General features: G+C 44.1%; 11 protein-coding genes. All 11 read right to left on the reverse strand.

The genetic code is table 11. The features are described 5' to 3' along the window. Window positions 1–102: 102 nt before the first annotated feature. The 11 genes from K08M4_RS13085 to K08M4_RS13135 all read right to left on the reverse strand — a co-directional run bounded on the left by K08M4_RS13085 (window position 103) and on the right by K08M4_RS13135 (window position 15,329). Window positions 103–3,975 (reverse strand): YhdP family protein, encoded by a 3,873-nt coding sequence (locus K08M4_RS13085; RefSeq protein ID WP_086050140.1) that lies wholly within the window; start codon window positions 3,973–3,975, stop codon window positions 103–105. 10 nt (window positions 3,976–3,985) lie between these two features. Beyond that, the gene (gene rng, locus K08M4_RS13090; protein WP_086050141.1) at window positions 3,986–5,455 is read right to left on the reverse strand and encodes a ribonuclease G; all 1,470 of its coding nucleotides are present in this window, start codon (window positions 5,453–5,455) and stop codon (window positions 3,986–3,988) included. A gap of 20 nt (window positions 5,456–5,475) precedes the next feature. Beyond that, window positions 5,476–6,057 (reverse strand): Maf family protein, encoded by a 582-nt coding sequence (locus K08M4_RS13095; RefSeq protein WP_086050437.1) that lies wholly within the window; start codon window positions 6,055–6,057, stop codon window positions 5,476–5,478. A gap of 7 nt (window positions 6,058–6,064) precedes the next feature. After that, the gene (gene mreD / locus K08M4_RS13100; protein WP_009847848.1) at window positions 6,065–6,553 is read right to left on the reverse strand and encodes a rod shape-determining protein MreD; all 489 of its coding nucleotides are present in this window, start codon (window positions 6,551–6,553) and stop codon (window positions 6,065–6,067) included. Further along, window positions 6,543–7,430, reverse strand: a complete 888-nt coding sequence (gene mreC / locus K08M4_RS13105; RefSeq protein WP_086050142.1) for a rod shape-determining protein MreC — start codon at window positions 7,428–7,430, stop codon at window positions 6,543–6,545. Before mreC ends, mreD begins: the two co-directional genes overlap by 11 nt. A gap of 94 nt (window positions 7,431–7,524) precedes the next feature. Then, complete coding sequence (locus K08M4_RS13110) at window positions 7,525–8,568, reverse strand: rod shape-determining protein (protein WP_009847850.1); 1,044 nt, start codon at window positions 8,566–8,568, stop codon at window positions 7,525–7,527. Between the two features lie 151 nt (window positions 8,569–8,719). Beyond that, a complete protein-coding gene (locus K08M4_RS13115) occupies window positions 8,720–13,087 on the reverse strand; it encodes a DUF6701 domain-containing protein (RefSeq protein WP_232460212.1) in 4,368 nt (1,455 codons plus the stop codon). After that, window positions 13,087–13,521, reverse strand: a complete 435-nt coding sequence (locus K08M4_RS13120) for an MSHA biogenesis protein MshP (RefSeq protein WP_086050143.1) — start codon at window positions 13,519–13,521, stop codon at window positions 13,087–13,089. Before K08M4_RS13120 ends, K08M4_RS13115 begins: the two co-directional genes overlap by 1 nt. Further along, window positions 13,511–14,233, reverse strand: coding sequence for a PilW family protein (locus K08M4_RS13125; RefSeq protein ID WP_086050144.1), 723 nt, complete (start codon window positions 14,231–14,233; stop codon window positions 13,511–13,513). The genes K08M4_RS13120 and K08M4_RS13125 overlap by 11 nt, the downstream gene beginning before the upstream one ends. After that, window positions 14,233–14,787, reverse strand: a complete 555-nt coding sequence (locus K08M4_RS13130; RefSeq protein WP_086050145.1) for a type IV pilus modification PilV family protein — start codon at window positions 14,785–14,787, stop codon at window positions 14,233–14,235. Before K08M4_RS13130 ends, K08M4_RS13125 begins: the two co-directional genes overlap by 1 nt. After that, on the reverse strand, window positions 14,778–15,329 hold the full coding sequence (locus K08M4_RS13135; protein WP_086050146.1) for a prepilin-type N-terminal cleavage/methylation domain-containing protein: 552 nt from the start codon (window positions 15,327–15,329) through the stop codon (window positions 14,778–14,780). Before K08M4_RS13135 ends, K08M4_RS13130 begins: the two co-directional genes overlap by 10 nt. Window positions 15,330–15,444: the final 115 nt, after the last annotated feature.

The following is a 15,444-nucleotide window of genomic DNA, read 5'->3' on the forward strand; positions in this document are numbered from 1 at the left end:
CTCTCCATTCATTATGATTCAGAAATCAGCATTGCACCGTATGTTAGCCGACCAGTGTCTTTTAACTGACAAGTATATTTTAACTGACAAGTATCTTAAGGCTTATTCGGCTAATTTTCTGAGTTTTTCTGGTAGCTGGAATTCTCCAGAACTGCGAGAAAGTTCGCTCACTGTTGGTGAATCCAACGGCCCTTTCACCGAATAATTAACTTGGGTAAAGACTTCAACAACCGGTGAAATAACCGTAGTCACCGCTAACACGTATAGCGCCGTTTGAGGCGTTACCGCAAAGGCTGTTAATACTGGAATCCCTGAGGTGATATCTGGGGTAAAGTTCACTTCAGCATCGACCTGGCGCGTGTTGAGGTTGGCGATACCTTTTATTTTCATCTCACCGGCGACCGCGTCCATATTGAGATCATTGGTCAGGAAGATACCATTTTGAATCTCGCCTGTACCTGTGATGCTGTTGAATGCCATGCCATTATCAAATACGTCCGAGAAATCGAGCTGCATCTTCCGGATAATCGAATCTAGGCTAAATAGCCCCAGCAATCGAGCTGCCCCACTCACATCCGAGATTATACCTTTACCAAACTTGGTTTTTACGTTGCCGTCAAGGGTATCCATTTTGATCCCCCAAGGAGAACCATCCCAATTCAATTGACCTTCTAATTCAAAGGGCGCTTTTTGAATCCCGGAAGTAATACCGAAGCGTTCCATTAACTCGCTGTTGTTTTCACCTTCAATATCAAGAGTTAACGATGAGTGACTCTTATCGCCTTGCAACTCCCACCAGCCACTGATATCCGCTTTATTTCCGCCGCTTCGAACTTGGATCTTATTCCACTCAATTCGATCTTCCTTCCTCGTCATTTCAACATCGACCTTGCCAACCTTGTACCCTTGTAGCCAGAAGTCGTTCAGGGTCAGCGTCAAATTCGGCATCGCATCATGGATCTTTCTATCCAACTCAGAGATCAATGGTGCTTCTTGCGCCTTACGTTGTAGGAGTTGCTCTTGGTTTTCCTTGTCACTCCATTCAGGAACAAACAGATGCAGGCGATCCAATGAAACCGTCAAATCATAAGGAGGCAAGTAATTGATATCCCCTTCTAGCTCTTGACTAGAGACTTCCATTTGCCACGCCTTTTTGTTCTTTCGAGCGCTAAAGTCGACATCATTCCAAGAAATACCACCTAAAATCAGTTCCTTACTTTCGAAGGTGATGCGACTTGGGGCTGGGATAGTTGGCGTGTTCATCTGACTAAGGGCAGCATCCGATGGTTGCACAGGCTCCATGACCACTGACAGCCAGTCATCGGCATTGAACTTGTCAGTACGAATCAAGGCATGATGGCCGACCACGGGACTAATTTTGTAACCACCACGACCAAGCACTAAATTGGTCGCCGTTAACTCAGGAACATCACCAGTAATATCAATCTCAGCTTGGTATTTAGTGCTCGGCAATTGCAGACGCGCGGTAATCGATTCTTGATTACCAGAGGCTTGTAGCCTTGCCGAACCACTTTCTAATGACTTTTTGGCTAATGGGTATGGGTAATCACTCGCTAAGTATTTGAGGTCTGACTGTAAGTCGAGTTGGTAAGTAAAACCAATATCATTAAGTTGAATATCGATCTGGCTTTGCCATTGTGCATGACCCGACAAACGGCTTAACCACTGCTCTCCGACATAAGGCTTTAGAGGATTGACGTCCCAATCACCTAACACATCAAGATCCACTGCATAGCCAGGTCCATCATTAAGACCTTTAAAATCAACCGAGATGCCTTGATCAAGTAAATCGGCTGCAAGACCACTTGCTGTCACGACATCATTATCAAATTCAATACGACCAGTCGTGTTTTCTAGCACCATTGGTGGAGCTTCAATCTCTACATGGTTACCACTCAGATCGGCATATCCCCACGCTCTAGGTTCTTGTTCAGAATCAAACGGAATATTAAGCTGGAACTCAGAAGAGACATCACCACTCACTTTAAGCGCGGTTAACGCAGCACCTACAGAATCTACGAGTGGCGAAGCCGTCATGTAATCTCGAACTGCATTACCAGACGCCGTTGCCTTAGCTTCAATTTCGATATGACCGCCTTCCCCTAAATAAGGAATACGACCAGTAATTCGATCGGCCGTCACATCCATCAGTTGAGCTGAGCGAGAGTCTAAATACATCGCATCATCTTCAAACAACAGATCAAGTTGAAGGTCGGTTATCAAGGGCCACGCGGTATCGAAGCTGAACTTAGCATCTTCTAACCGAGCCCAAACTTGGAAAACACCATCATGATTGGTATACGGGTATTGAGCTAATTCACCATGCCACAGTAATTTAACAGTTTCGGCTTTGCCCGCTTGAATCGCCGTAGAAAGGTAATCGGTTAAGTCTTGGCCAAGTGCCAATGTCGGTAAATAGCGCCATGTTTCACCGACGTTGTAAGCGTCTGCTTCGCCATAAAAAGAAAGGTAAGGGCTAGCGTCATTTGGAAAGTCCAAGCGAAATGCGCCTAGTACTTGTAAATCCGGCGTGGCTGCGGTGATTTTATCCGACCAAAGCTTCCAACCGTTTTCATCCTGCTGCCAAACAATGTCAACCTGACCTTGTTTGATATTTAGAGGGGCTTGGAAAACATCGCCATAAGGAAATACATCATCAATAACATGTAAGCTGGCTTTCGCTTCAGATGCAGAACCAAAAACACGGCCTGACACTTGGCTAAAACCTGGAACTAACTCCCATTGCTCGATAGCCATATCAGAAAAACTCGCAGAATAACGCAAGCTTTCGATTCCTGAATCCATGGAGACGCGAATGTCAGAAACCAAACCGCCTGGAGCCAACGAGTTCATCATTTGCGTGGATTGTTCAGAATCTGGTAACAGCTTAATCAACGGAGTAATGGCTGCAATGTCCAACTCAGAAACGTTGAGCTGCCACGGGCCTTTATTCCACTTAAGTGCGACATCGAGTTCTGGCCACGGTGTATCATCGGTTCGCAAATTAAGTGAGTGACCATTTACTTGCCAGCCATTCTCCAACGGAGAAAGCTTAAACACACCCGATTCAATCATCAGATCGTGGTGGCCACCTTCGTTCCAAGTCAGTTCAGAAGGTAACACCTCAACGTAAGCACTAACCGGCTTGCTATTTCGCAGCGTTAGCCAACTATTCAAGCTCACCGTCCCCGTAGCAATACCGGATTCTTCCTGCATATAACGAGTTAACCAAGGCATTACTGAGATGCTATCCGCGCTGACATAAAACTCGCCCGTCATATCAGTTAAAGAACCACCATCAACAAAGTTAGCACTTACTGACAAAGAGTTGAGATTAGCGTCTTTAATACTTACCACACCCTCAGCAAGGTGATGTTTACCTGAGTTTTGCCATTTCAGAGTTTCGATATCAAGCTGACGTTCTTCACCAGAGATAGTGCGATATAGAAGAGAGGAATCTTTAGCAGTCACATCCACCAAAGTTTTTAGCAGTAAATTATCCAGCTCTTGTATCACTCGCTTGGAAGAGCCCGGTTCTTTAGGTTCGTCTTTGCCGTTTTGCCCAGCAAATAGATCAATGGAGCGGATATCTAGGTACATTTGATTCATGACTAAGTCAGCCACAACCGGACGCATCTGGACGACCGATTGAATCAAGTCAAACTCAACCTCAACACGCTCAACCGAGAAAGTCACATCTTCTGCATTGGGAAGGCTAGCTTTAACGCCTTGCAGAGCAATAGAGGGGTGAGTGTTACGCCAAAAACCACCCACGTCTTGAATAGAAAAATCAAAACCGGAATGTTGGTTTACCCAAAGCTCAATTTCAGATTGATACTTATTTAAATTGGGTAAGGCTACACGCAGTGTAGTGACAGCAATGGCTAGTGTTACTAAGAGAGTAACCACTAGCCATAGACATGTACGCAGAATCAGAGTAACGCTTGAACTCACAAAATATCCATTACATCATAACAACATCAAACTGCTCTTGTATGTACAGAGGTTCAGCCTGGATTTTAACTTGCTTACCAATAAAGACTTCAAGCTCAGCAAGCGCATGAGATTCATCACCTTCTAACGCCTCGGCAACGGCAGCCGCCGCATAAACAACAAACTTATCAGCGTCATACGCGCGATTCACTCGTGTGATCTCTCGAAGAATTTCATAACAAACGGTTTCAACTGTCTTCACGCTACCGCGACCTTCACAAGCAGGGCAGCTAGAACACAGAATATGCTCAATACTTTCACGAGTACGTTTACGAGTCATCTCAACTAAGCCAAGCTGTGTGAAGCCATTAATGTTGGTTTTCACTCGGTCTTTGTCTAATGCAGCCTCTAAAGAGGTGAGTACTCGCTTACGATGTTCCTCAGACATCATATCGATGAAGTCGATAATGATAATGCCGCCTAGGTTACGCAGACGCAGCTGGCGAGCAATCGCTTGAGTTGCTTCTACATTAGTATTGAAAATCGTCTCTTCTAGATTACGACGACCAACAAACGCACCAGTATTGATATCAACAGTGGTCATCGCTTCAGTTTGGTCGATAATCAGATACCCACCAGACTTTAATTCAACTTTACGATCCAATGAACGCTGAATTTCGTTCTCGGTATCGTACATATCAAAGATAGGTTTATCACCTTCATACAGCTCAAGCTTGTCTGTCAGCTCTGGTACGTATTCAGAGGTAAACTCTTTTAGGTTTTCATATTCTAGACGAGAATCGACCTGAATCTTGCTCAGCTCAGTACCGACAAAGTCACGTAAGATACGTTGGCTTAAGCACAACTCACCATACAAGCGAGTACGAGCTTTGTGCTTACCACGACGTTCTAACACCTTTAGCCATAATCGCTTCAAGAATGCGGCATCTTGCGCCAACTCATTTGAATCTGCGCCTTCTGCTGCCGTGCGGATGATGAAGCCACCGTGCTCGTCACAGTAACGAGACACGACTTTTTTTAGGCGGTTGCGTTCTGACTCACTATCAATTCTCTGAGAAACACCAACGTGGCTTGCGCCCGGCATGAATACCAGATAACGAGATGGTAAAGTAATATCCGTGGTTAAGCGGGCACCTTTGGTGCCAAGAGGATCTTTGACCACTTGAACGACAATATCTTGCCCTTGGCGAACAAGCTCTGAAATATCACGAACCTGAAATTGCTTCTTTTCATTCTCAGCAACACATTCAGTGTGTGGGACAATATCAGAGGCGTGCAAAAAAGCTGCTTTATCAAGGCCAATATCCACAAATGCCGCCTGCATTCCAGGCAAAACACGGCTTACACGTCCTTTGTAGATATTTCCTACGATCCCGCGTCGAGCATCTCGTTCGACATGGATCTCTTGAAGAGCTCCCCCTTCAATCATGGCCACACGAGTCTCACTCGGGGTCACGTTCAGCAACAATTCAGCACTCATGGTGCACCTCAGATTAGTAATTATAAGAATTCTTGCAGTAGCTGGTCCGTTTCAAATAAAGGTAAGCCGACAACGGCGTAATAACTACCTTCGATTCGGGTAACAAAGCGTCCGCCCAAACCTTGGATCCCATAGCTACCGGCTTTATCGCATGGCTCCCCTGTTTGCCAGTATTGTTCTATTTCTTTTTCACTGAGGGGTTTAAACCATACGTCGGTAATAATAATTTCTGTTTTTTGTTTGTCTTCCGATACCACAGAAACAGCCGTCATCACTTGGTGACGCTCATTCGCTAATTGAGTAAGCATACGCTTAGAGTCAGAAAAATCGGTCGGTTTCTCTAGCACTTGCCCTTGGCTGACCACAACGGTGTCAGAACCAAGAACGACATGCTGCTCTTCAGAAGCATTAACTTGTAGTAAAGAAAGTGCCGCCAATGCTTTATCTAAAGATAGACGCTTAACGTACTCTTCGGCGGTTTCTTGGGCGTGCTTACACTCTTCAACATCGGTAACGAATACAGAAAACTCATAACCAAGTTGAGATAGCAGCTCTTTGCGGCGTGGTGAACCGGATGCCAAAACTAAATGTTTCTTTCCCATCGTCATACTACCTCACATGCCAATGGCGACGCACGCGTCTCATTAATAAAAACATCCAAGGCCAAAGTATACAGTTTATCAATGCGCTCCATAGCGATAACGGATTGAAAACGACATCTTGGATCAAATATTCGCCAAAGAATATCAACACCTCAAACAACACCGTTAATGCAGCAATGATTATCGCTTGCTGCCATAGCGCCATATTTCGAATCACTAGGAAGTTCATCGCAATAATGTACATCACTATGGCCATCATCATGCCTCTAATACCGAGAGTCGAACCGATCAAAAGGTCCCACAATAAGCCAAGAACTAGAGCGCTGCCAACATTAACTCTATACGGTAACGCTAAAACCCAATAGCAGGTAACCAGTAATAACCAAGATGGCCGGAATAGGTCTAAACTGCCCGGCCAAGGGATCGTTTGTAGAATAAGTGCTATCAAAAATGAGCAGCCAATTACTACTTTGCTTCTTAAAACGCTATTGGCCATCTTCACCCTCTAACAATGCTTGTTCGATACTGGATTGTTCGGCTTGCATCTGTTTATTTTCATCAGGCCACACAAGCAACAAGTATCTGAGCTTATCAAACTCAACTACAGGTTCTGCTTTAATAACGGCGAACTCACGCTTCGGATCATAATCAACGGCAGTAACATAAGCGACTGGGTAACCCTCTGGATATACACCACCAAGCCCTGATGTCACCAGCAGATCTTCTTCTTGTATGTCAGTACTGGTTGGAATGTGCTCTAGCTGGATCTCATCAATCATGCCATTGCCAGAAGCAATCACACGGATATCGTTACGAATAACCTGAACAGGAATTGCGTTGTTTGCATCAGTCAGTAGCAAAACACGACTATTGTGAGCAGCAACGAAAGTGACTTGGCCAACAATGCCTTTTTCGTTAATCACAGGCTGACCTTCATACACCCCATCAATCTGACCTTTATCGATCACGACTTGATGTCGGTATGGTGAAGTATCCACCGCCATAACCTCTGTGACGACTTTCTTCTCATCACGGATAAACGGAGAGCCCAATAGCTTACGAAGGCGCTTGTTTTCCTCTTGATATTGCTCAAGTAGAATCAACTCGCTCTTCAGGCGTAAGACTTCTCGTTTAATATTGTGGTTGGATTCAATTAGCCCTTTACGAGTACTAAAACGGTCGTATACGCCATCAAACATGGTGCGAGGTAAATTAGCTGCATACTGAATTGGTGCAACCATGCTGTTCAATAGATAGCGGACATTTGAGAATGCATCTAAACGACTATCAGCCAGCATAAGGCTGGCTGATAATGTTACAGCAAAAAACAGGCGCAATTGTAGAGAGGGACCTCTACCAAAAATTGGCTTCATTCTATATTTGGTCCTAGAGCGACATTTGATCCTATAGACAAGGTCCTAGGCTCTTTACATAAAATTAGATAAGAAAAGAGCCTAACACTAGATACTATTCTTCGCTGAAAAGATCACCGCCGTGCATGTCGATCATCTCTAGAGCTTTACCACCGCCTAGAGCAACACACGTTAATGGCTCTTCCGCCACGACAACAGGGATACCCGTTTCTTCAGTTAGCAGACGATCAAGGTCTTTAAGCAGTGCACCACCACCAGTCAGTACCATACCGTTTTCTGAGATATCAGAAGCAAGCTCTGGCGGACACTGTTCAAGTGCAACCATGACTGCAGATACGATGCCAGATAAAGGCTCTTGAAGCGCTTCAAGGATTTCATTTGAGTTCAGGCTAAAGCTACGAGGAACACCTTCAGCAAGGTTACGACCACGTACTTCAATCTCATCGACTTCATCGCCTGGGTAAGCAGAACCGATTTCGTGTTTGATCTTCTCAGCTGTTGCTTCACCGATCAAGCTGCCGTAGTTACGACGAACGTAGTTGATGATAGCTTCATCAAAACGGTCACCACCGATACGTACAGAAGACGAGTAAACCACGCCGTTTAGTGAGATAACCGCAACTTCAGTCGTACCACCACCGATATCAACAACCATTGAACCTGTTGGCTCAGATACACGTAGGCCTGCACCAATCGCAGCAGCCATTGGCTCATCGATTAGGTAAACTTCACGAGCACCAGCACCCAGTGCTGATTCACGGATTGCACGGCGCTCAACTTGCGTTGAACCACAAGGAACACAAACCAATACGCGAGGGCTTGGTTTAAGCACACTGTTATCATGCACTTGCTTAATGAAGTGCTGAAGCATTTTTTCCGTTACGTAAAAATCAGCAATTACGCCGTCTTTCATTGGACGGATTGCTGAGATATTACCAGGCGTACGGCCAAGCATTTGCTTAGCCGCGTGACCAACCGCAGCGACACTCTTTGCAGAACCCGCACGATCTTGGCGGATTGCTACAACTGAAGGCTCATCAAGAACAATGCCTTGGCCTTTTACATATATAAGGGTATTGGCAGTACCTAAATCAATCGATAGGTCGTTTGAAAACATGCCACGAAGTTTTTTAAACATATTCTTCGCTCATCCTGCAAGAATTAGAAGACAAAAATTGCACTAAATGTACCAATGCCTTGCTGTCACGGCAAGGCATTGAAGTATAAACATGGACTGAAACCCACAATTTCTTACAGATTCCTAACTTAACAGCCAAAAAATCATATTATTACTGACCTATTAAGCCATTTTCACCTCGGTAGATCACACGATCGTTCCCACGATGGATGCCAAAGGTGACGACTGTTGATGGATCTTCTTCACCATCAACCTCTGCTCGATTCGCATCTTGCCAACGATAACGAAGCCAAGGAGCCGCATTTCCACCGCTATTCAGCTCCAACCAAACTTGTGTTTGCTGCCTAACCGCTGGGTCTGCTGGCACTTGACCAACTCGTATAGAGTTAGATGTACCATTAACTACACCACCGCCCCCAGTGAATGTCACATCAGCAGCAGTGGAGCCTGTTTCAACCCAAATATCACGGTTAGCACTTTCAATATTTACACCCGTTAAATTCGTTGAGTTATCACCATCATGAGTGACAAAACTCGCTCCCGTCCAGTGCTCTATGCGGAGCGGTATATTCATGCCATTACCCGTAACGGCACCGACACTATCCATTACTGCTCGGCCAAAGCGAATAGTAGGCTGAACCGTTAGTAACCGAGGAGAACCATTATAGTGATAGCTAATAGGATCGACGTTGCTCCCCACAGCATCAATTGAAATCGTCGAGTCTGTACCTCCCGCAGTATTGAACGGTCCATCCTCATAACCATCTGCTGATGCTGCTTTTGCCCAACACAACTCGCTAGCACAGTTGGTAGAAGGCGAATTTTCATCTAGCGTAAATGTGCCTATACTCTTGCCCAAGATGGAAGCCCAAGACTTAGCCGGAGTCCCCGAATAAAAACGATTTACAAAAGCAGGATTGGCTTCATACAAAGCAAAGCTCGCTGTCATAGTTGAATCAAAATATCCATAGTTTTTCACCGCTTGAGCTTGTTGGTTTAATGCTTCCACATCAAAGGTAACACCTTCAAAAGGCTGATTCATGTATGCATAAGATTGATTACCAGGGTAGTCCCACACGGCACTGTTCACCACTTGGAAATATTTAGGATAAAAACGACCAATGGTTGCTTTATAGCCCGGTACCATCATTCCGTTCAAATAGTTCGGTTTTTCCGTCCAGAGTTTGATGCTACCAACTTCAGACCAAGCCAAGCTCTTATAGGCGTAGCCATTCGACCACATATCAACGGGGATCGGTTGTGGTGACGACTCATCACCACTTAGCTTTCCACTAATATTTAGCACACCATTATGACCATTACTTGGAGTTTCAAGCTCATAATTGACATACACGATCTCATCATCAAAGCCCGAAACAGGAAGGTTCCGACATAAATCCCCCGAGAACGAACTGTCAATAAGACCGTCATTATTACGATCAGCATTTGCATCCCAAGCAATCGCACTAACCGCTAAGGAGGCAGTATCACCTGCGGCGATAAATGAAACGCCTCCGGTTGAACTACCGGAAGGGAATGGACCATTTGGTACACCTGAGTTATCTTGGCAACTCACCAAAGCAAATGGCCTAACATACATGTCAGTAGAACTCTGCAAGCCTTTCCAATTGGGAATAGGTTGATTCGTGGGTTGCCAGTCAGCATCTGCCAAATGAAGCTTTATATGACCAGCAGACCAATACAGAGAAGTCAACTTTGCAACACCGTTTTGAAAGGCAATATTGTTCACTTTTGTTCCATTTAAAGGTGAACTGCCTACCTTGATGCTATACGAGTTAAGAAATAACTGATTATTCCAGCCACTATTGCCTTGAGTTATCTGCTCATAGGAAGCATAAAGCGATTTAGTTCCATCATAATCTGATATTTTCTGACACGCCCTTGGGTTAGCTGATCCTGATGCTACCGCTGTAACTTCAGTCTCAAATGGTCGGAACGAAACCTGACCTTTCCCTACATCAACCCTTTGTTTATCTTCAATTTTAAATCCATAAGGTACAAACTGATAAGGTCCACCAGCTGCACTGATGTTACTTTGTCCTCGAATCGAAGCGGAGATTGAAACTGGAGATAGACCAATACTTGACAGTGATTTGGTGTAAGTCGCCGTCTGCCCTGCTACGAAATTGTGACTCAAGGATGTAGAGCAGCTTCCATCTGAATTTAACCAACACGCATCACCCGAACTGTTGTTTGGAATAGTCACATCAAGTGTCCCTGTATAATTATTGACAGGTTGCTTGGTTATTTTATCGACCAGTTTGAAGGTAATAGGAATTCCCGCACAGGCTAACCCTGAGCTAGAGCCTGGAGTAATAACCAGTTCAGGCTCAGAAAAACATTGGCTTTCCCCGGTAATTTGAGATGTTCCACTCATATGAAGGTCACGAGTAGTAACTGCCCCATAAACATGAGAGCCGTTAGACAGTCGAACCTCCCCCTCACTGTAAATCAAGGCTTTGATTTGTGATTGACTGGATAAATCCATTTTACAACCATACGCAGGGCACGCTTGGCCGGATGAACCTTTAGTTGGGTCATAACCAACGATCACAAGATTATCCGCATTACCTGAATTATTAATCCTTGAACTATTCGATAAATTTAAATATCTGGTATGAATTGTCACTTTCCCTTGAATATTCAAGGAAGAGTGGGTGTTAATATTCAAAGAATTAAAATAGTAGTCGCCAGCAGTCAGTGTCACGGTAGACTGACCAATTGATAAACTTTTTTGAGATAAAGGTGTTAGCGTTTTTGTTGTATTCCAGATATCACTACCTGAATTTGTTATCAGGAAATCATCGAGTTTAGATTGTACGATTTGCTTGGTAGGATCGTTAGTACAGGATATTCCATCACATTTCACAACATTGCCAAACTGAGCAGTTCCAAAACCCACTTTTCTTTGACCAGCTTCCAATAACGCATTGGTTATTTTAGATTGGTTCCACATTTCAATACTACTACCAGAAGCGTTCTTCCAACCTTGAGCTGCAGAGGGGAAAGCCGAGCACAAATTTTTCGAAAATTTAGGCAGATAATTCACTTGAAAAGCAAAATATCCGATTTTTTCGTCTGTATGACTCCTCCATCCCTTTGAGTCTTCCAAAGACAAATCTTCATCAACCACAAATCCTACTTGATAATCATCATCGTCACTGCCATTGCGTTTCACGCTACAAAGCCTCAACCACCCCCCTTGCCCTCCTCTACGAGTGAGCTTACTCGCTACAATTCCTGGTAATGATTTATATTCATTGTCAAGATCGTGCATGTCATTACAAGACTTACGAAGCGGTGTTGAAGATCCACTGTCATCATCAAGGGATATTCGGCCAAATTCATATTTAAGGTCATTAGTTGTGCCTTCATGTTCATCTGAAACTAAAAACGCTATTTTTTCAGACTGAGAGGGACTGTTATTTGTATCCACGCGAGTCAGTTCTAAAAAGAATTTGGCTCTCGTTTGATTTACGTCATCAACACCTACGGTTAACCAGCGGTTTGTCGGGCTATTAACCTGAGCAAACACAGCGGGATCATCATCCTGTATTCGGTGCGAGCTAAATCTTGAATAAGGGACTGACTCCCACTTAGGATCACTTTTCTTTCCATGCGCTTGATATGCTTTGGTGTCGAGGTAACCCGCTATCGCCTTATGCCCATCACTAAATGTTATGGTGCCTGGTTCAACAACAAGATAACTAATCGAAGACATTGGTTTTGAAGCAAGGTTGTAATTCCAGTGTTGAGGAGCTACTTCTTGGTGGAATGTCGCTCGCGTTGAACTGATGCTTTTTATTGAAAGTGTTGCCGGCGCATCGTTATCAGGGTTGACAGGATCAATAGTCGGCATCAAAAAGACCAACGGAGTGGTTCTATAAGTTTGATTAAATGTAATGGTACAGTCGCTCAATTTACAGTCGGCAGAATCTAATCGACCGAACTCAAAGCGAGCATCGTCAAATTTGGTTACCGGGGGAGCCGGCAGCGCTCCGCAAGTGCCACTACTGATACAATACTTGTTTGCGTTAAACTGATTTCCGACCACTTTTAAGTAAATATTAGGACGATTCTTGGTTGCCCCTACAGTATTGGACATCCAAAAATTATGTACTGTACGCTTTAACACTCCATCAACGTAATACTTCAATTTACCTTTAATATTATTACTATTGTTATTTTCAGGAACAAATTGAACGCGATAGGTTTTTTCTACTCCTCGATAACCAGTCTCATAGATAACTTTACTGTAATTCGAAAACCTTGAATCGTCCGTCCACACAGGATAGTAACTTCTGCGACCATTTGAGCTGATAAATTCCATTTTCGCACGGTTTGTGCCATCAGATTTCAATTTAAATACAAAACAAAAACCATTCCGAGAGTTTACTTGAGCACCATCTTGTAAACATTGAGAGGCGAGTGCATTAGATTGAAATACAGAAACAAGCAAAATAGCAAATACCAAAGAAAAAAGATTTACCAGTTTCATTATCTATTCCTCACCCACACATCTTGACTACGCTGCATTACATTTACATCCGTTCCGCACATTGCGACTGCTCTTACTGTATATAACTGAGAATTATCGACAAGTTGACCACCGGTTGGTGAGCACGTTATTTGAACATCTGCACATGTAATTGTCGTTGCGAAGTTCATAGTGGATGCGTCCAAGTTTGTACACTCTGCAGCCACATCAAATGGAACCGTTGTGTTGGCTCTAGGTGGATATATCTGCATTAAGGCTCGCTCTATTGCCGAATGAGCTAAAAGCGCGGCTTGAGTACCAATCACATCTTTTGTATGCGCGTCATGATTAGACCACTCTATGCGATTTAAGGTTGTCGCCAGAAAACCCATCACCACCAAGACAAAGATGACGACAATATACAGGCTTCCGACTTGTCTTTTTTTAAGGAACATTGATCACCTGTATGTCTTGTTGGAAGTTGGTCATTTCATCCCCGACTTGGTTTCTAAATTCAAATTCAAGATGGACGACACCATTACGCTGAACATTTGCAGGTTGATAGTCTAAATCTCCAGTCACTCCCGTATCCGAAATTGGGATTAGCGCACCATTACCTTCTCTTCTCCATACTCGGCCATTCACAATACAATAGCTTACGCGGCCATTAGGATTATAAATATAGTGCCGATTTGAAACTGAATTGCCCACAAGGTTTACAGACTCATTAGCAAGCAAGAAAGTATTATTCGTAGCAGTTACAGTCGCTAAGGGGAAAATATTATTGGTCGGCGCCGCCTCTGTAGGGTTTATCACTAAAGAGAGTCGGGCTAGAACAGCAGCCGTCAGTGCATTATCAGCCGTGACAAATTGAATATCATCGCCCGATATCGCGTAAATTCCGGAAGTCACTATAGGAAAAAAAGAGATACAGCTTGCTCCAGGGACAGCAGCGTTTTGATTGAACATATTCGGTACAGCATGACGCACTTCACGGGTGATTTTTTCTATCACAAACTTTGCTTGAGTTTGTAAACGCTGCCTATCTACGGTGTCCGCATAACCACGTGCACCTAACTCAACAAACCCTGCAATACCTACTACTAAAATACTACCAACAATCATGGTGATAATCATTTCAATAAGAGTGAAACCTTGCCTTCTCATTAGTAATTACCTCGATAGGCATCCAACACGATAGGGGGCTGATTTAAGGCTAAAATAGTTAGGTTGATTCGTTTTAGTTGATCGACAATTTGATACGTCACATCAACCTCTAAGCGGTAGTTGCTGTAGGTTGTTGCGCCATTCTCGCCCAATAATAGATTAAGGTCTTGGCACCCGTTAGTTGCACCAGGCTCCCAACACCCATCATAGTCATCGACATCATTGTATTGAGCAATATCGGCCTCTTCTGGGCCAAAATTAGCCTCAGTAGTGCAATTAACACCGGCAGCTGCCCCTTCACCGCACCTAAGCTCCCCGCCATCAAAGTCACTATTCTCATCGAACCCTCGAGCAAGAATCATAGACATCACACTCTGCCCTAACGCGGCTGAACGGGTTTGATAGTGGGGATCGCCAGAACGGTCAATTTGAGGAGTCAAAAAGTTAATGATGGTCATCATCGCGAGCCCCATAACCACAATCACTATCACACTTTCAATTAGTGTGAAACCACGCTGTTTCGCAGATAACTTATGAGCGGTGTTCATGAACATACCCCAGCTTCGACATAACCTTGCGCGTTAATTCCTACACGGCAGGTATTCACGTTTGAAGTAATTGTAATTGCCACACCGGTGGCGATGTTAACTTCAACCCCGGCAGGTGTTTCACCCGTTATAGGGTTGCCTAATAAATCAAAGTTAACTAGAGATAGAGTAATGGCAGGGGTGGTATTTGATGCAGCCGTTAAGGTGACACCATTGAGCATAACCCAATCACTACGAGCTTGGCTTCGCGCGGTACAACTCACTTCTGAGCCGACACAATTCCCAACGATAGCGAGAATGAAATTACTCTCTCCAACGACCGCCCCTAGATCAACATTGGATTGCATGCGATTGACTTGAACTTGGCGAATAACAGAAACCACTTGCTCTTGAGCGGCAAAAGCAGAAAAACTGTCCCTTCCGGAAAGACGGCTAGCAGCATAGGCAGAGACAATCGCTATCAACAAGATCACAATGATCAACTCGATTAAAGTAAAGCCTTGTTGCTGAGAACCGCGGTTTCTGTATGTTTTATAGAATTGATTCACCGAAATCCAATCCGCTAAATATTTGATAGTTTGAAGATTAAGTGTAACTCAGGGAAAGGAAGTTGTCTTTGTCGCTTACCTGAATTTCAGATAGAAAAAAGACCAGCAATGCTGG

Origin of the sequence: Vibrio syngnathi (genome assembly GCF_002119525.1) — a bacterium.
Classification (GTDB): Bacteria; Pseudomonadota; Gammaproteobacteria; order Enterobacterales; family Vibrionaceae; genus Vibrio; species Vibrio syngnathi.